General features: G+C 59.6%; 20 protein-coding genes and 1 pseudogene. 16 read left to right on the forward strand and 5 right to left on the reverse strand.

The genetic code is table 11. The features are described 5' to 3' along the window. Positions 1–366: 366 nt before the first annotated feature. The 9 genes and pseudogenes from repA to MF410_RS29485 all read left to right on the forward strand — a co-directional run. Positions 367–1320: pseudogene (gene repA, locus MF410_RS29445) on the forward strand (plasmid partitioning protein RepA); the annotation flags it as partial. Positions 1321–1324: 4 nt separating this feature from the next. Next, a complete protein-coding gene (gene repB, locus MF410_RS29450) occupies positions 1325–2326 on the forward strand; it encodes a plasmid partitioning protein RepB (RefSeq protein WP_097627997.1) in 1002 nt (333 codons plus the stop codon). Between the two features lie 154 nt (positions 2327–2480). Continuing rightward, positions 2481–3773, forward strand: a complete 1293-nt coding sequence (gene repC / locus MF410_RS29455; protein WP_097627996.1) for a plasmid replication protein RepC — start codon at positions 2481–2483, stop codon at positions 3771–3773. Positions 3774–3877: 104 nt separating this feature from the next. Next, positions 3878–4762 (forward strand): dihydrodipicolinate synthase family protein, encoded by an 885-nt coding sequence (locus MF410_RS29460; protein ID WP_097627995.1) that lies wholly within the window; start codon positions 3878–3880, stop codon positions 4760–4762. Positions 4763–4786: 24 nt separating this feature from the next. Next, entirely contained in the window at positions 4787–5446 is a 660-nt protein-coding gene (locus MF410_RS29465; protein ID WP_097627994.1) for a GntR family transcriptional regulator, read from the forward strand. A 55-nt stretch (positions 5447–5501) separates the two neighbouring features. Beyond that, positions 5502–6830: a sugar ABC transporter substrate-binding protein gene (locus MF410_RS29470; protein WP_097627993.1), complete on the forward strand. Its 1329-nt coding sequence runs from the start codon at positions 5502–5504 to the stop codon at positions 6828–6830. Next, positions 6830–7771, forward strand: a complete 942-nt coding sequence (locus MF410_RS29475; protein ID WP_097627992.1) for a sugar ABC transporter permease — start codon at positions 6830–6832, stop codon at positions 7769–7771. Before MF410_RS29470 ends, MF410_RS29475 begins: the two co-directional genes overlap by 1 nt. Next, positions 7771–8586 carry a carbohydrate ABC transporter permease gene (locus tag MF410_RS29480; RefSeq protein ID WP_003591396.1) on the forward strand — a complete coding sequence of 272 codons (816 nt, stop codon included), beginning with the start codon at positions 7771–7773 and terminating at the stop codon, positions 8584–8586. The genes MF410_RS29475 and MF410_RS29480 overlap by 1 nt, the downstream gene beginning before the upstream one ends. Before the next feature lie 18 nt (positions 8587–8604). After that, positions 8605–9573, forward strand: a complete 969-nt coding sequence (locus MF410_RS29485; protein WP_097627991.1) for a sugar kinase — start codon at positions 8605–8607, stop codon at positions 9571–9573. A gap of 47 nt (positions 9574–9620) precedes the next feature. Here MF410_RS29485 and MF410_RS29490 read toward each other — a convergent pair whose 3' ends face one another. Further along, positions 9621–10622, reverse strand: a complete 1002-nt coding sequence (locus tag MF410_RS29490) for an inorganic phosphate transporter (RefSeq protein WP_097627990.1) — start codon at positions 10620–10622, stop codon at positions 9621–9623. Continuing rightward, positions 10622–11263 carry a DUF47 family protein gene (locus tag MF410_RS29495; protein ID WP_064844982.1) on the reverse strand — a complete coding sequence of 214 codons (642 nt, stop codon included), beginning with the start codon at positions 11261–11263 and terminating at the stop codon, positions 10622–10624. Before MF410_RS29495 ends, MF410_RS29490 begins: the two co-directional genes overlap by 1 nt. A gap of 234 nt (positions 11264–11497) precedes the next feature. Between MF410_RS29495 and ugpB the strand changes: the two genes are divergently transcribed. The 7 genes from ugpB to MF410_RS29530 all read left to right on the forward strand — a co-directional run bounded on the left by ugpB (position 11498) and on the right by MF410_RS29530 (position 18070). After that, positions 11498–12820 carry a sn-glycerol-3-phosphate ABC transporter substrate-binding protein UgpB gene (gene ugpB, locus MF410_RS29500; RefSeq protein WP_097628135.1) on the forward strand — a complete coding sequence of 441 codons (1323 nt, stop codon included), beginning with the start codon at positions 11498–11500 and terminating at the stop codon, positions 12818–12820. A gap of 65 nt (positions 12821–12885) precedes the next feature. Beyond that, positions 12886–13770 carry a sn-glycerol-3-phosphate ABC transporter permease UgpA gene (gene ugpA / locus MF410_RS29505; protein ID WP_097627989.1) on the forward strand — a complete coding sequence of 295 codons (885 nt, stop codon included), beginning with the start codon at positions 12886–12888 and terminating at the stop codon, positions 13768–13770. Between the two features lie 12 nt (positions 13771–13782). After that, positions 13783–14631 carry a sn-glycerol-3-phosphate ABC transporter permease UgpE gene (ugpE, locus tag MF410_RS29510; protein WP_097627988.1) on the forward strand — a complete coding sequence of 283 codons (849 nt, stop codon included), beginning with the start codon at positions 13783–13785 and terminating at the stop codon, positions 14629–14631. A 1-nt stretch (position 14632) separates the two neighbouring features. Further along, a complete protein-coding gene (locus MF410_RS29515) occupies positions 14633–15679 on the forward strand; it encodes a sn-glycerol-3-phosphate import ATP-binding protein UgpC (protein ID WP_064844152.1) in 1047 nt (348 codons plus the stop codon). 52 nt (positions 15680–15731) lie between these two features. Then, positions 15732–16481: a glycerophosphoryl diester phosphodiesterase gene (locus tag MF410_RS29520; RefSeq protein ID WP_097627987.1), complete on the forward strand. Its 750-nt coding sequence runs from the start codon at positions 15732–15734 to the stop codon at positions 16479–16481. Between the two features lie 9 nt (positions 16482–16490). Then, the gene (locus tag MF410_RS29525; RefSeq protein WP_088935962.1) at positions 16491–17276 is read left to right on the forward strand and encodes a DeoR/GlpR family DNA-binding transcription regulator; all 786 of its coding nucleotides are present in this window, start codon (positions 16491–16493) and stop codon (positions 17274–17276) included. Beyond that, positions 17273–18070 carry an HAD-IIB family hydrolase gene (locus MF410_RS29530; RefSeq protein WP_097627986.1) on the forward strand — a complete coding sequence of 266 codons (798 nt, stop codon included), beginning with the start codon at positions 17273–17275 and terminating at the stop codon, positions 18068–18070. The genes MF410_RS29525 and MF410_RS29530 overlap by 4 nt, the downstream gene beginning before the upstream one ends. Before the next feature lie 41 nt (positions 18071–18111). On the opposite strand, the gene MF410_RS29535 is transcribed toward MF410_RS29530, so the two are convergent. The 3 genes from MF410_RS29535 to MF410_RS29545 all read right to left on the reverse strand — a co-directional run bounded on the left by MF410_RS29535 (position 18112) and on the right by MF410_RS29545 (position 21301). Beyond that, positions 18112–18957: a carbohydrate ABC transporter permease gene (locus tag MF410_RS29535; RefSeq protein WP_097627985.1), complete on the reverse strand. Its 846-nt coding sequence runs from the start codon at positions 18955–18957 to the stop codon at positions 18112–18114. 5 nt (positions 18958–18962) lie between these two features. Beyond that, a complete protein-coding gene (locus MF410_RS29540; protein ID WP_097627984.1) occupies positions 18963–19901 on the reverse strand; it encodes a sugar ABC transporter permease in 939 nt (312 codons plus the stop codon). 152 nt (positions 19902–20053) lie between these two features. Further along, positions 20054–21301: a sugar ABC transporter substrate-binding protein gene (locus MF410_RS29545; RefSeq protein WP_097627983.1), complete on the reverse strand. Its 1248-nt coding sequence runs from the start codon at positions 21299–21301 to the stop codon at positions 20054–20056. Between the last annotated feature and the right edge of the window lie 311 nt (positions 21302–21612).

Consider the following 21612-nt stretch of genomic DNA (forward strand, 5'->3'; position numbering starts at 1 on the left):
TCGTTTGACATGCCTCGAGCCGCCTTTTGGTTAAGCATTTGTAATTCGGTCACGAATCGCGGCATATAGCAACTGCGCAACTGAAGCGCTTTCGTTCAAAATTGCGCAGTTATTTGGGAAACAGATCATGCAGCCGAGTCTTGCTCTTCAGGACGATCAAGAGCATCTCCCGTCGCTTCTGGCAACAGACGCGAAAGAGTTGTCCTATCAACTTCAGCAGCATCAGGCAAAAATCTTCCCGCCGCTATCCCAAAAGACCATCAGAACATTTTCGCCGGCTGAGGCTGCGGCCTTCATCGGCATCGGCGAAGGTTATCTTCGGCAGGTGGCTGCCGACGGCCACGGGCCCGATCCGCTGGCAAACGGACGGCGGCTCTACAGCGCAACCGATATGGATCGGATTCGCCGCGTCCTCGACGAGCGAAATGGAACGCCGAAATATGTCCCGGCCCGCAGGCCCGGGAAAAGCTCCAGATCGTCTCCGTCATGAACTTCAAGGGCGGTTCCGGCAAGACCACGACCGCGGCCCATCTGGCGCAGTTCATGGCGCTGAGGGGTTACCGCGTGCTCGCCGTCGATCTCGACCCGCAGGCGTCCCTGTCCGCCTTGTTCGGCCATCAGCCGGAATTCGACGTCGGCGAGGGCGAAACGATCTACGGCGCAATCCGCTACGAGCAGCCGCGCCCCATCGCCGACATCGTGCGCGCCACCTACACGCCCAATCTGCATCTCATCCCAGGCAATCTCGAGCTGATGGAATTTGAGCACGAGACGCCGAAGGCGATGTCTTCAGGTAGGGCGGAGACGATGTTCTTTGCGCGCATCGGCGAGGTCTTGACGGAGATCGAAAGCCTTTACGACGTCGTTGTCATCGACTGCCCGCCGCAGTTGGGTTTCCTGACGATGTCGGCGCTCTGCGCAGCGACCTCGGTCCTGATCACGGTTCATCCGCAGATGCTCGATGTCATGTCGATGTCGCAGTTCCTGACGATGACGAGCGAATTGATGTCGGTGGTCGAGAAGGCCGGCGGGCGCACCAGCTATGACTGGATGCGCTATCTGGTGACGCGGTTCGAGCCGAACGATGGGCCGCAGAGCCAGATGACCGGTTTCATGCGGGCGATCTTCGGCAATCGGATGCTTCACAATGCGATGGTGAAATCGACGGCGGTCTCCGACGCCGGTGTCACCAAGCAGACCCTTTATGAGGTTGAGCGGTCGCAGTTCACCCGCGGCACCTATGACCGGGCGCTGGAGTCGCTCAATCTCGTCAACAGCGAGATCGAGGCGCATATCCGCTCGACCTGGGGGAGGAAGTAGATAGATGGCGCGCAAGAATCTCATCGAAATCTCCGCTCCGAACCCGGCCAGGGTGGAAACTGTCGCACCGCGCGACAATCGCCCGATCGCTGGATTCGTGCCGCAGGAGCGCAGTACGGCCCCGGTCGGCGGCATTACCAAGACACTCGGCAACATTACCGAAAAGATGGAGCGGGCGAGTGAGCTGGAACGGCAGCTCGCCGCCGGCCAGGCCATCGTCGAACTCGATACCGGCCTGATCGACGCGTCTTTCGTCAGCGACAGATTGGCGATCGACGCGGCCGAGTTGGCACAGCTTGTCGAACAGATCCGTGAGCATGGGCAGCAGGTTCCGATCCTCGTCCGCCCGCATCCCGAAACCAGGGGACGCTACCAGGTCGCCTACGGTCATCGTCGCCTGGCCGCCACCAAGGAGCTCGGCATCAGGGTGCGCGCGGTCGTCCGCGACCTCACCGATGGTCAGCTGGTCGTCAGCCAAGGCCAGGAAAACAGCGCCCGAACCAATCTCTCATATATCGAACGCGCGCTCTTCGCCTCAAGGCTCGAAGACCGCAGCTTCGGCCGCGATGTGATCATGGCGGCGCTCGGCGTCGACAAGGCGGCGCTGTCGAGAATGCTGATTGTGATACGGCAGGTTCCCCTTGATCTCATCAACGCCATCGGTGCGGCGCCCGATATTGGCCGCCGGCGGTGGCTGGAACTGGGCGAGCGGCTTGAAGGTGCCGATATCGAGAAGATCATCGTCGAGTTGTCCGCGGACGACGCTCGAAGAATTCCAAGCGACGAGAGGTTTCAGCGCGCACTGGTGCTGGCAACCAAGCGGACGGCGGCGTCGAAGCCGGCGATTGCCAAGACCCAGGTCAGCGGCGTGCCGGTTACGATCAAAAAGACAGCGTCCGGGGCAACCTTCGTTTTCGACGGCAAGACCGCACCCGGTTTCGATCAATTCGTCCAGGAAAGGCTGAAGGGCCTGTTCCAGGAGTTCAACAAGGACAGAGGAGCGTAACGCGCAAAAGAAAAAGGCCCCCAACGACGGCGTCGTGGAAGCCCTTCTCAGATCTTAAGCACATCGAGAATCGCATTTCCACGAATCACAGTCAAGCGTCTTAGGCACCAAATTGGTGGATGGTTTTCTTTTGCCTGAACGAAGGTGAAGGCAAATGGAGAGTGGATATGTGACGACGCCCTTTGGGCGGCGGCCGATGTCGCTTGGCATGCTGGCAAGCCAGCAACTGGCCGAGACCATCGAGCCGGGGATGAAACGCAGCAAGTGGAAGCTGTTCAGGGCAATCTGCGAAGCGAGGCCGGCGCTCGGCGTGACCGATCGGGCGCTGACGGTGCTCGACGCGCTGCTGACCTTCTATCCCGATGACGAGATCTCCGAGGAAAAAGGCCTGATCGTTTTTCCGTCGAACGTGCAGCTTTCACTCCGCGCCCGCGGCATGACGCCGGCCACACTCCGGCGGCATCTGGCCGTGCTGGTCGAGGCTGGCCTGATCCTGCGCAAGGACAGCCCGAATGGAAAGCGTTATGCCCGCCGCGACAGGGCTGGCGCCATCGGCGAAGCCTTCGGCTTCAGCGTCGCGCCGCTGCTTGCCCGTGCGGCCGAGATCGAAGGCCTTGCCGCTCAGGCGATTGCCGACCGGGAACTGCTGAGAGCAACCCGGGAACGGCTGACGGTTTGCCGGCGAGACATTTCCAAGCTGATTTCAACGGCGATCGAAGAAGCGGTTCCGGGCGACTGGGAGCAGATGACGATGATGTTTCGTGCGATCGTCGCCAGGATCCCGCGCGTCGCGAGTATCGAAGCGCTGGCATCGTTGCTCGACGAGATGGGCCTACTGCGAGACGAAGCCGTCAACTTGCTGGAAAGGCAGATTAAAAGAAAAAAAATAGACGCCAATGAGTCTCATATTGAGCGTCACAAACAGAATTCAAACCCCGACTCAATTAATGAACTTGAACCACGCTTCGAAACGAAGCAGGGCGAAAAGGCAGCGACAAGCAACGAGGCTATGGCCGAACCGCCGGGTGAGCAAAGGCCGAGGCCGCTCAAGCCGTCGGTTGGAATGGTTGGCAAGGCAGCTCCGGTGTCCGGCCTAGGTCTGAAATCCTTCCCGCTTGCACTTGTTCTCCAAGCCTGCCCACAAATTCTCGATTATGGGCCGGGCGGAACAATCGGCAATTGGCGAGATCTGATGTCCGCCGCGGTCTTGGTGCGCTCGATGCTCGGCGTCAGCCCCTCGGCCTATGAGGAAGCTTGCTCCGGCATGGGCCCGGAAAATGCCGCGACCGTCATCGCCTGCATTCTGGAAAGGGGAGGGTATATCAATTCGCCCGGTGGTTATCTCAGAGATCTCACCCGCAGGACCGAAAGAGGCGAGTTTGCGATCGGGCCGATGCTGATGGCGCTGGTGCGAGCAAATGGGCCGACAGCAAGACATGCCGGTTGAGGGAGTTCCTGCGCGACAATCGTATAGTGCTCAGCCTGCAATCATCTCTTTACAACTAACATGTCACTCTGCTACATCGATTGCGATAATCGGGAGGGATATATTTGACCCAGAAATTCGGGCTGTCAGTCGCTCTCGCCACGCCGTTCGACGGCAATGGCGATATCGCGATTGAGGTTATGATCGCGCAGGCAAGACGGTGCCTTGCTGCCGGATGCTCCAGCGTCACGCTGTTCGGGACGACGGGTGAAGGCTCCTCGATCGGGAGCCGGGAACGGGACCGCGTCTTTGCGGCCTTCCTCGATGCCGGGATCGCCGCGAAAAACATCATCGTCGGCGTGCTGGTCGACGCTGCCGAGGACGCGGCGATGCAGGCCGATCATGCGCTTTCCGAGGGTGCTCGCAATATCCTTCTTGCCCCACCGTCCTATTTCAAGAACGTCAGCGACGACGGTGTCTTCCAGTGGTTTTCGGCCGTCTTCGCCATATTGGGCGACAAGGCGCGGGATATCATCGTCTACAACCTTCCTTCGCTCACCATGGTTCCGCTGACCGTGTCGCTGATCGGAAGGCTGCGGAGCGCCTTCCCCAAGATCGTCACAGGCGTCAAGGATTCTTCCGGCGACTGGCCGTATACCGAAAGCCTGCTCAAGGCGCATAGCGATCTCATCATCCTGGTGGGTGATGAACGGCATCTCGCCAAGGGCGTGCGGCTCGGCGGCCAGGGGGCTATCTCCGGGATGGCGAATTTTGTACCCCGCGACGTCAAGCTGATGGCCGAAGAAGGCCAGGACGACCCCCGCATCGAGGGGTTCGTGGCCGAACTGTTGAAATATCCTGTCGTCCCGGCCGTGAAGGCGATGGTGGCGCACGTGATGTCGGAGGAGATCTGGCTTGCGGTTCGCCCACCGCTCGGTTCAATATCCGGCGAAGGGCAGGCGCAACTCGTTATGGCTTTCGATAAGCTTTTCCAGTCGAAAGCGGCATAGTCGAGCATGCTGCGGGAAGAGGCGATGGACGGAATGGACGAGCAGCCGACGCTGCGGGAAAAGGCGTATGCGAGCTTCACGCGCCATCTTCTTGCGCGTGACGTACGTCCTGGCCAGTTCGTGTCGCAACGCCGTCTGGTGGAGCTGACCGGACTGACGCTTGGCGCCATCCGTGAGCTCATCCCAAGGCTTGAAGCCGAGGGGCTGATCAAAACGGTGCCGCAGCGGGGATTGCAGATCGCCCACATCGATCTCAATCTCATCCGCGAGGCGTTTCAGCTGCGCGTGTTCCTGGAGAAGGAAGCCGTGGCGCTCTTCACCCGGTCGGCTTCGGACGAGACGATCGCCGGGCTTTTGAAGCAGCATCGGGATATCGCCGACGCCATTCGAAGCGGCGATGGCTCGCATGAGCTCGAACTGCGCGCGCAGGCCGTCGACTGGGGCATGCACGACGCCTTTATCGATGCGCTTGGCAATACCATCATTTCGAACGCCTACCGCGTGAACTCGATCAAGATGCGCCTGATCAGCCAGGACCGGTTTCGCATCGACGGTCACGTCGGGCCCGTCATGGGCGAACACCTGAAGGTGCTCGAAGCGATCGAACGACGATCGGCGGAGGACGCCGTCAACAGCCTTGTCGCACACATCAACGGTGCAAGGGATCGTGCGCTGAGGATATAATCGGGAATAATCAGCCGGAGGTGAGGAGACCGCCGGCAAAAGGAGGAGGAATACCATGCCATCATTTTTGAATCCGACGAGACGCGGCTTTCTGGCGGGCACGGCCGCTTTCGGGGCGAGCAGCATGCTCGGCTTGCGCTCGGCGTCGGCTGCCGTCGACTGGAAGCGCTTCGCCGGCACCACGCTCGAGGTCAATCTGGTCAAGAGCCCGCGCAGCGAAATACTTCTGAAATACCTACCCGAATTCGAGGAGCTCACCGGCATCAAGGTCAATGCCGAAGCGACGCCTGAGCAGCAGCAGCGCCAGAAGACGACCATCGAGCTCAGCTCGGGAAAGCCGAGTTTCGACGTGGTGCACATGAGCTATCACGTCCAGAAGCGGCAGTTCGAAAAGGGCGGCTGGCTTGCCGATATCGGCGGCTTCCTCAAGGATCCTGCGCTGACCGACCCATCGCTGACGGAGGGTGATTTCGCCGAAGCCGGCCTCGCCTTCGCCAAGGACGCCGGCGGCGCTCTGCGTTCTCTTCCCTTCTCGGTCGATTACTGGATCATCTACTGGAACAAGGCGCTGTTCGAGAAGAAGGGTCTTTCCTACCCGACGACGTTCGAAGAGCTGGCAAGTGCGGCCGGAGCCCTCACCGATCCGTCGACCAATACCTACGGCTTCGTCGCCCGCGGCCTGAAAAACGCCAATACGCCGGTCTGGACGTCGCTGCTGCTCGGTTATGGTTCGAGCCCGCTCGGCCCCGATGGGAAGCTGCGCACGACTTCGCCGGAAGCGGTCGATGCCGCAAAGCTCTACCAGAAGCTGATGACCAAGACCGCCCCTCCCGGCGTCTCCGGCTTCAACTGGGCTGAGGCACAGTCGGCCTTCCTGCAGGGCAAGATCGGCATGTGGCTGGATGGCGTCGGTTTTGCGCCGCCGATCGAGAATCCGGAAAAGTCGCGCGTCGTCGGCCAGGTCGGTTACGGCATCATGCCGAAAGGCCCGAAAGCACAGGCCGCGGGAACCTTCGGCGACGGGCTCGGCGTCGTCGCGGCCAGCCAGAAAAAGGAAGCCGCCTACCTCTTCTGCCAATGGGCGATTTCGCATGACATGGGCGCCCGTCTGCTGCAGGCCGGCGCCGGCGTTCCTTTTCGCCAGTCCGTGCTCGAGGATGCGAAAGTCCGCGAAGGCGTCAAGATGCCTGGCGCATGGCTCGATGCCGTCGTCGGTTCCGGCAAGATCTCGCAGCTCGCACTGCCGGTCATCATTCCGGTCACCGAATTCCGCGACATCTATGGCGTCGGTCTTACCAATATGATTGGCGGCGCCGATCCGGAAGCCGAACTCAAGGCCGCGACGGCGCAGTTCGAACCCGTCCTGGCGAAAAGCGAGGGATAATGACCTCGGCAAGCATCGAAACGGCCGCAGCCGCCAAGGCCGCCTCGAAGGCAAGGAGCAACGCGGGTCGCGTTGCTCCCAACTACTGGCCCTTCGTCATCCCGGCGCTGATCGTCATTGCGGCCGTCATCGTTTTTCCATGGGTGTTTACCCTTTGGATGAGCGTCAACAGCTGGACGCTCGGCCAGTCCCAGGTCTTTGCCGGGCTGGACAATTATGCCCGTCTGGCCGTGGACATGCGCTTCTGGGAGTCGCTGTGGCATACGGTGCTCTATACGACGCTCTCCGTCGTGGCGCCGCTTTTTCTCGGGACGCTCGCCGCGCTGATTTTCGATGCGCAATTTCCGCTGCGCGGCCTTCTGCGTGGCATATTCGTGATGCCGATGATGGCGACACCGGTCGCCATCGCCCTTGTCTGGACCATGATGTTCCATCCGCAGCTCGGCGTCCTCAATTATCTTCTTTCCTTCATCGGTATCGGCCCGCAGGAGTGGATCTATAATCAGAACAGCGTCATCCCCTCGCTGGTGCTGGTCGAGACCTGGCAATGGACGCCGCTTATAATGCTGATCGTGCTCGGCGGCCTGGCGGCGGTTCCGCGCGAGCCCTATGAAAGCGCCGAGATCGACGGCGCCAATGTCTGGCAGAAATTCCGCTATCTGACGCTACCGATGATCGCGCCCTTCCTGATGATCGCCGTGATCATCCGCAGTATCGATGCGGTGAAAAGCTTCGACATCATCTATGCCATGACTCAAGGCGGCCCGGGCACGGCGTCGGAAACGATCAATATCTATCTCTACAACACCGCTTTCGCCTATTACGATATCGGTTATGGCTCGGCCATGGCGGTGGTGTTCTTCATCCTCATCGTGCTGCTCTCCTTCGTCCTTCTGATGCTGCGGCAGCGCGCCAACTGGTCCGATGGAGAGGCACGCTGATGAAGCGCAAGACACTCGATCGCATCGGACTGCTGTTCGTCGCCCTGGTGATGATCTCACCGGTCGTGCTGTTCTTCCTGTGGATGATCTCGCTGTCGCTGAAATATGAGATCGACAACGGCGCCTATCCGCCGATCTTCATTCCGGAGCGGTTCGCCTGGACGAATTATCTGAAGGTCTTCGAGGAGAACAATTTCTTCCTCTATCTCTGGAATTCCGTGCTGGTGACGGGTGCCGCCACGCTTCTGGCGCTGCTGATCGGCGTGCCGGCCGGATACGGCATCGCGCGGCTGAAGGCGGAGAAGTCTGCGATGGTCATCATGATCGCGCGCATGACGCCCGGCCTTTCCTTCCTGATCCCGCTCTTCCTGCTGTTTCAGTGGCTGAACCTGCTCGGCACGCTGATGCCGCAGATCATCATCCATCTCGTCGTCACCGTGCCGATCGTCGTCTGGATCATGATCGGCTATTTCGAGACGACGCCGATGGAGTTGGAAGAGGCTGCAAGCATCGATGGCGCGACGCCCTGGCAGATTTTCCGCCTGGTCGCTTTGCCGATCGCCAAACCCGGCATTGTCGTCGCCTTCATCCTGTCGGTCATTTTCTCCTGGAACAACTTCGTCTTCGGCATCGTGCTCGCCAGCCGCGAAACGCGTACGCTTCCGGTCGCGGTCTACAACATGCTGTCATTCGAACAGGTTAGCTGGGGCCCGCTTGCGGCGGCGGCGTTGATCGTCACCTTGCCCGTGCTGATATTGACGGTGTTTGCGCAACGGCAGATCGTGGCAGGGCTGACGGCCGGCGCCGTCAAGTGAGCAGGTGAGACGACGGTTTTGACGACTTCCTATGCCTTCGATCCGGAGCGCCGCATTTTGTGCGTCGGCGCTGCCGTCCTGGATACGCTGTTTCGCGTGCGCTCGTTGCCGACCGGTCAAGGCAAGATTCTCCCCTACGATATGCTGCAGGTCGCCGAAGGTATGGCGTCGAGCGCGGCCTTTGCGGTCGCCCGGCTGGGCGGCCATGCCAGCCTCTGGGGTGCGGTCGGTGATGATGCTACCGGCGAACGCATCATCGCCGACCTCGGCAACAGCGGCATCGATACCAGCGGCATGGTCCGTGTGGCAGGCGCCCGCTCGGCCGTCTCGACGATCCTTATCGATGATCAGGGCGAGCGCTTGATCGTGCCCTTCTACGATGCGGCCCTGCACGAGACGGTCAAACCGGTGACAAAACAGGACGTGTCTGCTTTCGATGCGGTTCTGGTCGACGTCCGCTGGCCGAAGCTGGCATTGCGGACGCTGCTCGCCGCCGGAGAGGCGGGCAGACCAGCCATTCTCGATGGTGACGTTGCAGGCGACGGCGTAATCGAGATGCTGGCACCGGCGGCCAGCCACATCGTGTTCTCGCAGCCGGCCGCCGAGCGCCTCACTGGAACTGCCGAGCCGGCGAGGGCCGTCGGCCTTCTGAAGCGAAAGTTCGAGCACGCCTTCATCAGCGTTACGTCAGGAGAAAACGGCTCCTTCTGGTGCGACGACCGAAGCGGCGAAATCTTCCATCTTGCCGCTCCGAAGGTGAGGGCCGTCGATACGCTCGCGGCAGGCGATATTTTTCATGGCGCTTTCGCTCTGGCGATCGCAGACGGCGTGCCGACCGCCGAGACGATGCGCTTCTCGTCCATGGCGGCGGCGCTCAAATGCCAGGTCTTCGGCGGCCGCATCGGCGCGCCGGGCAGAGCCGATGTCTGCGATGCGCTACGGAGCTGGGACGCACCGGTGACGAAGATGAATCCTGTTCTAAATTAAAGAGTTAGAGCATGATGTCATGAGAAAACCGCTCACGGCATCACGCTCTAGAAGAAGTCCGAAAGCCAGTAGCAGAGCGCTGAAATGGTCGCGGCGGCCGGGAGTGTGACGACCCAGGCAATAACGATATTGCCGGCCAAGCCCCAGCGAACGGCTGACAGTCGACGGGCGGCACCCACGCCGATGATGGCGCCGGTGATCGTGTGCGTCGTCGAGACCGGGATGCCCAGCCAGGTTGCGCCGAACAGTGTTAAGGCTCCCCCGGTTTCGGCACAGAAGCCCTGCATTGGGTTGAGGCGCGTGATCTTCGATCCCATCGTGTGGACGATTCGCCATCCGCCGCAAAGTGTGCCGAGCGCCATTGCGCCCTGGCATGAGAGAACGACCCAGAGCGGCACATGGAAGCCGCCGGACAGATAGCCTTGCGAATAGAGCAACACGGCAATGATGCCCATGGTTTTCTGAGCGTCGTTGCCGCCGTGGCCGAGGGAATAGAGCGAGGCGGAGACAAACTGCAAGATCCGGAATGTCCGATCGACAGCGAACGGCGTCTGCCGCACGAAGATCCACGACACGACCAGGATGAGCAGCAGCGCAAGGAAAAATCCGACCGCCGGCGACATCACGATGGCGCCGGCCGTTTTCAACAATCCGCTCCACACGATCGAACTGAAACCTGTCTTCATCAGACCGGCACCGACCAACCCGCCGACCAGCGCATGCGATGAGCTCGAAGGGATACCGAAGACCCAGGTGACGATGTTCCAGACGATCGCGCCCACCAGCGCCGCGAAGATGACCTGCGGCGTGACGATCGCCGGATCGATAATGCCGGTCCCGAGCGTTTCTGCGACGTGCAGACCAAAGAACAAGAAGGCGATAAAATTGAAGAAAGCCGCCCAAAACACCGCATATTGCGGGCGCAGCACCCGCGTCGACACGATCGTGGCGATAGAATTGGCGGCATCGTGCAGGCCGTTCAAGAAATCAAAGAAGAGGGCAACAGCCACGAGCGCGGCAAGGAGGGGAAGGGCGAGGGTGGCTTCCATCAAACGTTCTCGATGACGATGCCACTGATTTCATTGGCGACATCCTCGAAACGGTCGACGACCTTCTCAAGCTCGCCATAGATCTCACTGCCGATAAGATAAGCCATCGCATTTGAGGCGCCGTGGCGGCGGAAAAGATCCTTCAGGCCCTGCTCATGCAACTCGTCGGACCGGCCCTCGACGCGCGTTACTTCTTCCGCCAGCGCGGCCAGACGCGGGGCGTTGGCGCTGATCCGGTCGAGAAGGGGAAGGGCTTCGGCGATCAGATGTGCCGCCTGGACGATCGTCTTTCCCATTTCCTGCATTACAGGGTCGAAGCTCTTCTGCTCGAACAGCCGGATGGTCTTCACGGTTTTCTGCATCATGTCGATCGCATCATCCATCGACTGGATGAGATCCTTGATGTCGCCGCGATCGAAGGGCGTGACAAAACTGCGGCGCACGGCAAGCAGCACTTGCCGGGTAATCTCGTCCGCTTCATCCTCCAATTGAACGATCCGGGCGCAATGGCCTTCAATGTCCGTGCCGCCCAAAAGTTCGTTGAGCGCTTCGGCCGCACCGACGACGGTTTTTGAGTGTTGAGCGAAGAGATCGAAGAATCGATCTTCCCGCGGCATGAGTTTTCGAAACCAGCTTAACATCGGCACTCCATGGACTGTCACAAAATCGTCATAAAGCACGACGGCTGCCATGGAAAGCCGCGAGACCGGAGAAGGGAAGTCATTGACAGGAATCGCAATCCGTTGATTGCGCCGTCCTGCCGCTTTCGGTAAATGTTCATTTGAACATTTCATTATTGCAAAGTGAACTATGGCTGTTACCATTGCCGGACGTCTGGAGCGGGAGGCTGCGGACCGAGACCAATGGGAGTGAAGATGAACAAGATCGCTTTTTTCCTGTCTGCAGGATTGACCAGCCTGTCCTTATCCGTCCCGGCCATGGCCGCCACGAAGATCCAGTGGTGGCATGCGATGGGCGGCGAGAATGGCGCGAAGCTTGAACAGATCGCCAAGGGCTTCAACGCATCTCAGTCCGATTATGAGATCGTGCCGGTCTATAAGGGCACCTATGACGAGACGCTGACCGGCGCGATCGCTGCGTTTCGTGCCAAGCAGCAGCCGGCAATCGTCCAAGTCTATGAAGTCGGCACCGGCACGATGATGGCCGCACAGGGGGCGGTCTACCCGGTTTACCAGCTGATGAAAGACGAAGGCGAGGCCTGGGACCAGAGCAAATTCATTGCCCCGGTCGTCGGTTATTACTCGGACACCAGCGGCAATGTCCTATCGCTGCCCTTCAATTCCTCGACGCCGATCATGTATTACAACAAGGACGTCTTCAAGAAGGCCGGGCTCGATCCGGAAACGCCGCCGAAAACATGGGCGGAGGTGGAATCCTTCTCGCGGACCATCATGAAATCGGGTGCGGCCAAATGCGGCTTCACCAGCGCCTGGATCTCCTGGATCCAGACCGAAAATCTCAATGCCCTGCACGACAAGCCGTACTCCACCAAGGCTAACGGTTTCGGCGGCCTGGACGCCGAATTCACCTTCAACAACGATCTGACAATCCGCCATTGGGACAATTTGAAGAAGTGGCAGGACGAAGGTCTGTTCAAATTCGGCGGGCCTGTCGGCGGCGACAATGCGCCTCCGATGTTCTATTCGCAAGAATGCGCGATGTATATGAACTCGTCGGCCGGCCGGGCCGGCGTCATCAACAACGCCAAAGGCTTCAAAGTCGGTTTTGCACCGCTTCCTTTTTACGATGACGTCATCAAGCAGCCGCTCAATTCGATCATCGGCGGCGCCACCCTCTGGACGCTGAAGGGCCGTCCGGAAGAGGAATATAAGGGTGTGGCGAAGTTCTTCACCTACCTGCAAAAGCCGGAGGTTCAGGCCGACTGGCATCAGTTCTCCGGCTACCTGCCGATCACCGAAGCTGCCTATAAACTCGGCCAGGACCAGGGTTACTATGAGAAAAACCCCGGCGCCGACATCGGCATCAAACAGCTGACGCGGGTGACGCCCACCGACAATTCCAAGGGCATCCGCTTCGGCAATTACGTCCAGGTGCGCGGCATCATCGACGATGAGTTTGCCGCTTTGCTGGGTGGAAAGAAGACGGCGAAGGAAGCGGTCGATTCCGTCGTCGCACGCGGCAACGAACAGCTTCGCGATTTCGAGTCCGCCAACTAATGGGCACCGCGACGGGGGCTGGCGAAAGACCGGCCCCCGTTTCCCATCCGTCAGTGTGAGGGCTCATGCAAACCAAACGGACCGTATTTCCCAACAAGCTTTTGCCTTACCTGCTCATTGCCCCCCAGATTTGCGTGACCGTGGTATTCTTTCTCTGGCCTGCGGCAACGGCCTTCTGGCAATCCTTCCTGCGCGAGGATGCCTTCGGCTTCAAGACGATCTTCGTCTGGTTCGAAAACTACCGGCGGCTTTTTGCCGATCCGATCTATATCAATGCCTTCGGCCACACGCTGATCTTCGCCATTCTGGTGACGGTGCTGTCGACGTCGATCGCGCTGCTTCTGGCGGCCGCGGCAATGCGCGTGCTCCGCACCTCCCGAATTTATTCGACCCTGCTGATTTGGCCCTATGCCGTCGCCCCGGCGATTGCCGGCATTCTCTGGTGGTTCATGTTCAATCCGTCGATCGGCATCGTCGCCTATATGCTGCGGTCGATGGGCGTCGATTGGAACCATCTGATCAATCCCAACGACGCGATGATCCTGATCGTGATCGCCGCCACCTGGAAACAGATATCCTATAACTTCTTGTTTTTCCTGGCTGCGCTGCAGTCCGTGCCCCGCTCGCTTCAGGAGGCCGGCGCCATCGATGGGGCCGGGCCGACCAAGCGTTTCTGGACGATCGTCTTCCCGCTGATCTCGCCGACGACCTTCTATTTGATCGTCATCAATATCGTTTACGCGATGTTCGATACGTTCGGGATCGTCCATGCGACCACCCAGGGCGGGCCGGCGCGCGCAACCGAGATCCTGGTCTATAAGGTCTATTTCGACGGTTTCATCGGGCTGAATCTAGGCTCGTCGGCGGCGCAGTCCGTCATTCTGATGGTGATCGTCGTCGCCCTGACGGCGGTGCAGTTCCGCTTCATTGAACGCCGCGTGCAATATTGAGGGAGCCCGAGGATGGTTGAAAATCGCCCTTTCCTGAATTTTCTGGCCCATCTTGTGCTGATTCTCGGCGTCACAATCGTTGTGTTTCCGGTCTACGTCGCTTTCATCGCATCGAGCCACGGGCCCAATGACTTCTTGTCGGGCGTCGTGCCGCTGACCCCGGGAAGCCACATCATCGAGAACTATTCGACGATGCTGTCGTCGGGGATGACAAGCTCGGGAGCGCCGCCAATCGGGCCGATGATGATCAACTCGCTGATCATGGCGGTCGGCGTCGCCGTCGGGAAGATCGCCATCTCGATCCTTTCGGCCTTTGCCATCGTCTATTTCCGGTTTCCGTTCCGGACCTTGGCATTCTGGATGATTTTCATCACGCTGATGCTGCCGGTCGAGGTGCGCATCGTGCCAACGTACAAGGTCGTCGCCGACCTCGGGATGCTGAACAATTACGGCGGCCTCATCATTCCGCTGATCGCCTCGGCAACGGCGACCTTCCTGTTTCGCCAGTTCTTTCTGACGGTGCCTGACGAATTGATGGAGGCCGCGCGTGTCGACGGGGCAGGGCCGATGAAGTTCTTCCGCGATATTCTGCTGCCGCTGTCGATCACCAACATCGCCGCCCTGTTCATCATCCTCTTCGTGCTCGGCTGGAACCAGTATCTCTGGCCGCTCATCATCACCACCGACCAGAGCTTCTATACCGTCGTGATGGGAATTCAGCGCATGGCAGCGGTTGCCGATGCCGAGCCGCGCTGGAACCTCGTGATGGCAGCGGTCATTCTGGCCGCCCTGCCGCCCATCCTCGTCATCGTCGCCATGCAACGCCTTTTTGTCAAAGGCCTGGTCGAAACGGAGAAATGAAATGGCCACGATCAATATCATCGACGTCAAGAAGAACTATGGTGCCGTTCCGGCTGTCAAAGGCATTAACCTGTCGGTTGCAGACGGCGAACTGATCGTGCTCGTCGGTCCCTCCGGCTGCGGCAAATCAACCCTGCTTCGCATGGTTGCCGGGCTGGAAACGATCAGCGAAGGCGATGTCGAGATTGCCGGCCGCAATGTGAACAAGGCGGAGCCGGCCGACCGCGACATTGCGATGGTCTTTCAAAACTATGCGCTTTATCCGCATATGACCGTGCGCGGAAATCTCGAATATGGTTTGAAAAACCGCGGCACCGAACGGGCGGAAATCAACCGCCGCGTGGCGGAGGCCGCCGAGATCCTGGAAATCGGACCGATGTTGGATCGCAAACCTCGCGAACTCTCCGGAGGGCAGCGCCAGCGTGTGGCGATGGGGCGCGCCATCGTCCGCGAGCCGGCCGCCTTTCTGTTCGACGAGCCGCTCTCCAATCTCGATGCCAAGTTGCGGGTGCAGATGCGCGTCGAAATTCGCCGGCTGCAACGGCGTCTGAAGACCACCAGCATCTACGTCACCCACGACCAGCTTGAAGCGATGACCCTTGCGGACCGGCTGGTCGTGATGAACGGTGGCCTCGTCGAACAGGTCGGCACGCCGGTGGCGGTCTACGATCGACCGGCGAGTTTGTTTGTCGCCAGCTTCATCGGCTCGCCGCCTATGAACCTTGTGCCGGTCGACGTGCTCAGGGCCGCCGACAGAGCAGGCACCCTGGCATTGCCTGCCGGCACCGACATGGTCGGCCTTCGCCCCGACGCGTTGCTCGTCACCGAGCCGGCGGAGCCGACCGTTCGCCTGAATGCGACGGTCGAGTTGCTCGAGCCGATCGGCGGAGAAAGCCACCTGCATGTGCGATTGGGTGAGAGTCAGCGGACAGTCGTCCTGACGGTGCCGGGCCGCCCGGACTTTGCCGAGAATGCGAATATCGACGTTTTCGCCCGTGTTGATGCGATGCACCCTTTTAACAGCAATACCGGAAAACGCACGGATTGACGCGGGATTTTTATTTCTTCATCCAGCAGAAGACGACGAAAGAGATGAGACGATGACGACCGTAGAGCCGCGATCAGGCCCGCCACGCAGTGAAATTCAGGCGCATCGGGGCGCCTCTGCGGTGGCGCCCGAAAATACCATTGCTGCCTTTCGGGCAGCCGCCGAACAAGGCGCGGAATGGGTCGAACTCGACGTCGCCCTTCTTGGCGATGGCACCCCGGTGGTGATCCACGATGTTTCAATCGATCGCTGCTCATCGTCAAAGGGAAATCTTGCCGACCTCACTGCGTCGGATCTCAAGACCATCGACGCCGGCGCATGGTTCGGCTCGCAATTCGAGGGGGAACCGCTGCCGACGCTGGCGCGGGTCGTCTCGGCCCTCGGCGAATTTGGCCTCAACGCCAATGTCGAGATCAAGCAGCATGCCCATCACAAATCGCTCGACCAACTGGTCAATGTCGTCGATCAGCATCTGAAGGCACGGGCGCCGCACACCAGGATCATGATCTCGAGCTTTGATGCCGCTGCGCTGAAAGGAATGCATGCGCTCGATCCAAGTTACGAGCTCGCCATGCTGTGGAGCAAGGTGCCTGCGGATTGGCTGGATATCCTTCGGTCGATCCCGGCAACGACCATCCATCTTGACTATAAGGCTCTCAGTATCGGGTTTCTCGAAGAGGCCGTTCGTTGCGGCATCAAGGTGCGGGCGTGGACCTGCAACGACCCAAGGCGGCTCGCATCTTTCTGGGACGCGGGTTTGACCGGCGTGATAACAGACGATCCCAGTGTCTACCTCACCTAAGGAGCGGCGATGGGGCAGCGGATCATATCGAGCCGGCAACGCGAGATCCTTGCGCTGATCGAGACCGAAGGTGTTCAGTACATCGAGGAGCTGGCACGTCGGTACGATTTGACGACGCAGACCATTCGTCGCGATATCAATGCCTTATGCGATCTGGGGCATGCGCGGCGCTTCCACGGCGGCGTCGACCTGCCGGTCGAGGGCAGCAACATCTCGCTCAATGCCCGCGCCCAGCTCAACCGGCGGGCCAAGCGGCTTATCGCAAAACGCGTCGCCGCCGACATCGGGGCGGAGGCGACCGTGTTTCTCGGCATCGGCAGCACGGTGCAATTCGTTGCCGACGCGCTGCGCGATCACCAGGGTCTGACGGTGATCACCAACAACATTCACGTCGCCTTGAGCCTGTGCGACGCCCCGAGTGTCGAGGTCCATTTGACCGGCGGTCTTTTGCGACACGATGACCGCGACGTGGTCGGCACGGATGTGATCCGGTTCGTCGAAAAATTCTATGCAACCCACGCCGTGGTCGGCGCAGGTGCTCTGAGCCCGCTCACCGGCCTGATGGATTTCAGCTACAGCGAAGCCCAGATCACCAACGCGCTTCTTGAAAATTCACAAACACAGATTCTCGCCGCAGATGTCAGCAAGTGGACACGCACCGCCTCCGTGCGGGTTGCGCCATTCAGCAAACTCACCCGTTTTTACACGGATCGACTGCCCGGCGAAGCGTCGGCCGCCAATGCCCTCGCCGAAAGCGGGTTGGACGTGGTGACATGCAGCGAGGAGACGACATGAGCTACGTGGACCTGGCGCCATCAGCGCGGGAGCTGCAGGACGTGCGCTACCTGTTCACCGACATCGACGATACCCTGACGACAGAGGGCAAACTTCTGCCGCAGACCTTTGAGGCTTTGTGGGATCTCAGCCGGGCCGGCATTGCCGTCGTGCCGGTCACGGGCGGCTCAGCCGGCTGGTGCGAACATATCGTCCGCGCCTGGCCGGTGGCCGCCGTCATCGGCGAAAGCGGCGCATATTGCGTCACCCGCCGGGATGGCGACGTCGTCTTCGACTTTTGGGAGGATGGCGTCCTGCAGGGCGAGCGCCAACGCCGGCACCTGCAGGCGATCAAAGCGCTGATCACGCAAAAGAGCAGGCCGTTCAGGATCGCCCACGACCAGGTCTTCCGGCTGGCGGATGTCGCAATCGACATACAGGGTCACGATCCGCACGAGGTCGAGGATCTGGCGTCCAGCATCAGGGCCATGGGCGGAACGGTGGCGATCAGCTCCATCCACATCAACACCTGGATCGGCGACTACAACAAGAGATCGATGAGCGAGCGGGTTCTGACCGGCCTGTTTGGTGTCGATCCGACTGAGACGCCCACCGTGACCGCCTTCGTCGGCGACTCTCGAAACGACGCGCCGATGTTCGGCTTTATCCGCAATTCCTTCGGGGTCAACAATATCATCCCGGTCCTGCCGCACCTGCAATTCGCGCCCAAGTGGGTCTCCTCGCAGCCCGCCGGACTTGGCTTTGCCGATATTGCCCACTCGATCCTGCACGCGGTCGGCGAAGTTTCGCAATAAGCCGTGGCGGATATCAACGCTTAAGAAGAATTGGTCCCTCCTCAGCTTTTGACCGAGCCGGCGGTCATGCCCGCCAGGAAATAGCGTTGGGCAACCAGGTACAGCACCAGCAGGGGCAGGGAGCCGAGCACGCTCATCGCCATCATTTCATTCCATTCGAAAGCGTGCTGGCCCATCAGCAGCTGGATGCCGATCGGAACGGTTCTGAGATCCATCGACTTTGTCAGCGTCAGGGCGAAGAGGAATTCGTTCCACGCCAGCAGAAACGTGTAGACCGCCGTGGCGACGATCCCGGGAATGGAGACGGGCACGATGACACGCCAAAGCGCCGTCCAGCTCGAGCCGCCGTCGACAAGCACGGCCTCGTCCAGCTCTTTCGGCAGGGTGTTGAGATAGCCCGTCATCAGCAGCACCGCGTAAGGCAGTGTGAAGACCATGTAGGTGAGGATCAGTGCCAGATAGGTGTCGAAAATCCTGAACGCGACGACCATGCCGAAATATGGAATGAGAAGCGTGATCGGCGGAACGGTCTGGGTGCTGATGATGAAGATGTTCAAGGTGTTCTTGAAGCGGAACGAATAGCGGCTGAAGCCGTAGGCAGTCAGGATGGCGATGACGAGGGTCAGGCAGGTGACGACGCCGGCGACGAAGTAGCTGTTGATGAAGAACCGTACCTTCACCGGATCGTTGAAGATTGTCAGATAGGCGGCCACGGTGAAATCCTCCGGCAGAAGCCGCGGCGGAAGGGCGAAGATTTCCGTGTTCGATTTCAGCGAGCTGAAAAACATCCACACGATCGGGAAGGTCGAAAAGACGAGGCCGACCGCCAGCCCGAGATAGGTCAGGATGGTCGGCAGGGCCGAGCTTTTGAAGGAACGCTTTGCCATGGCGGTCACCTGCGCTGCTGGTGTTTGATGTAGAAGTAGGTGACGCTCATCGAAATGATGAGGATGATCATCGCACTCGCCGAAGCCAGAGAGAATTCATACTGGGAGAAGGCGAGCTTGTAGGTGAAGGTGGACAGAACCTCCGTCGAATAGATCGGGCCGCCACCGGTCGTCATCCAGACGAGCGGAAAAACCTGCATCGTCCAGATGAAATCGAGAAGCGCGATGCTGATGATGATCGGCATCAGCTGCGGAATGGTGATGTACCAGAATTTTTCCAGTTCATTGGCGCCGTCGATCCCGGCCGCCTCGTAAAGCTCCTTCGAAATGCCCTGGAGACCGGCGAGCAGGCTGACCATGTAAAGCGGATAACCCGCCCAGATGTTGGCAAAGGTCAGGGCGTGAATGGCGGTGTGGGTCGACGAGAACCACTCGACTTTGAAGTTGATGATATGGAGCGCCATCAGCACGCTGTTGACGACGCCGTTCGGGTCGAGCAGCAGGCGCCAGATGATGGCGATGATGACGGCCGTGAACAGCCACGGCAGGATGAAGAGCACACGTAATATGCTCCGGATCAGCGGATCGACGCGGTTGGTGTTCAGCAACAGCGCAAAGGCCAGGCCGATGATGAAGTGGAAGACGACGCTCATGATCGTGAAATACATCGTCTGGCCGACCGACTGCCAGAAGACCGGATTTTCGAAGATGGTCAGGTAATTCTGGACGCCTGCGAATGCAGCGTCCTTTTTCATGATGGCGCCGTCCATCAATGAATATTTGAAGACCATCACCATCGGGAACAGCATCAGCAGAACAAGCAAAAAGGTGGCCGGCGACACGTAGAAATACGGCACCAGCTTCCTCAAGGTGCTGTAACGAAGCCATCTTTTTTTCCGCGCGTTGAGTTGCGCAACCACCAGAGCCGGAGCGGAATGATTCATGAGCTGTGACTTCCCATTCTGCCGAGATTTGACGACTTACGCCGGCAGCGCCACGTCGCGCTGCCGGCGGTCTCGTGAAAGTGATGTGCTTAGTCTTTGGTTTGATGCATCTCGTTATCCCGCAACCGCTGCGCACTTCCGGGCGACAGGCATCAGAACTTCGCGAGCCAGGCCTTCTCGGTATTGGCAGCCGCGTCCTTGGCCGACTGGCCACCGTCGAACATCTTCTGAACTTCGACGTTCATGTCGCGCATCAGTTCTTCGGCAACCGGAAGGCCGACGAATTCGTTGGCAGGATAGCCGCTCTGGAAGATTTTGAAAGCTTCGGCGAAGATCGGGTCCGATGCCACGAAGTCCGGCTTGGCATGGACGTTGCCGGGGAAGGCGTTGGCAATCGACACCAGGCGGCCGTTGACGTCCGGGCTCATCAGATATTCCACCAGCTTCCAGGCTTCTTCCTTGTGCTTGCTGCCCTCGCTGATGCCGATGCCCCAGGATGCATAGGGCATGCCGCGTTTGCCCGTATAGCCGTCGGTGGCCGGCAAGGCGGAGATGCCGAATTTGAGCTTCGGATTGCGTTCGCGGATGAGATTCACATGGGCGAGGGAATCGACCATCATGCCGACGCGGCCGTTGACGAATTCCTCGACCTTGTCCTGTTCCTTCTTGGCGAAAATGCCGGGAGAAATAACGCCTTCCTTGTTGAGGGAAGCCAGATAATCGAGCGTGCCGACGACGGCCTCATTTTCGAGGTCAGGCTTGCCGTCCTTCATCATCGAGGCGCCGGAGGCCCAGACCCAGGACATCACGTCGTTCTGGATTCCGCTCGGAGACTGCAGCGATAGCGGCAGAACCCAGCCATACTGGTTCTTTGACGCGTCGGTCATCTTCTTGGCGGCTTCGGCAAATTCCGTGCGCGTGGTCGGCAGCTTGTCGACGCCCGACGCCTTGGCGATATCGAGGTTGACGAAGACCGGATAGACGAAGGATGCCAGCGGGAACATCACGCTCTTGCCGTCGACCTTGACGATATCGGTGATCTGGCTCTTGTCGTATTTCGCCTTCTCCATCAGTTCGTCCATGGAGGCGATCGCGCCCTGCTTGGAGAGACCGTTGACCCAGGCGCCATCCAGGCCGACGACGTCGCTTAAGGTCCCGGAGGCGGCGCCGACGACGATCTGGTCACGGGTCGTGGCATAGGGACCGCTGACGAGCGTCACCTTGATGCCGGGATTTGCCGCCTCGAAATCGTTCATGATGCCGCGCAGTGCACCGGACGGCATTTCCGGTTCCCACCATTGAATGAATTCGATGGTGGTGTCGGCGAATGCCGAGGTGGCGCAAAGCGCCCACACCGCCACGGCAGCCCGCATGGTCACGCTGAATTTTCTGATATTCATCTGTGCCTCCCATAGATTTTCAGTGATCGATCCTCCTCAAGACCGTAGGCAAATTAGGTTCCCTGAGGTGCCTGTCTGTCAATGGAGAAATGCGATGCGGAAAAAAATCGACGTCCGCATGGGTGATGTATCCTTTGCTAAATATTTGATAATAAAACATATTATGAAGCATCGAGGCCGATATTTTTTCGGAGAATTTGTATTGCTTGTGATGCATTTTTTCTTTACTTTCGTAAACAAATGAAAGTTTTCAGCCACCGGCATAGGAGGGGAACAGACGGAGGGAGGCAATTATTTCCTGTTTAGAAAGG

The organism is Rhizobium sp. C104, from assembly GCF_022354505.1.
Taxonomy (GTDB): domain Bacteria; phylum Pseudomonadota; class Alphaproteobacteria; order Rhizobiales; family Rhizobiaceae; genus Rhizobium; species Rhizobium redzepovicii.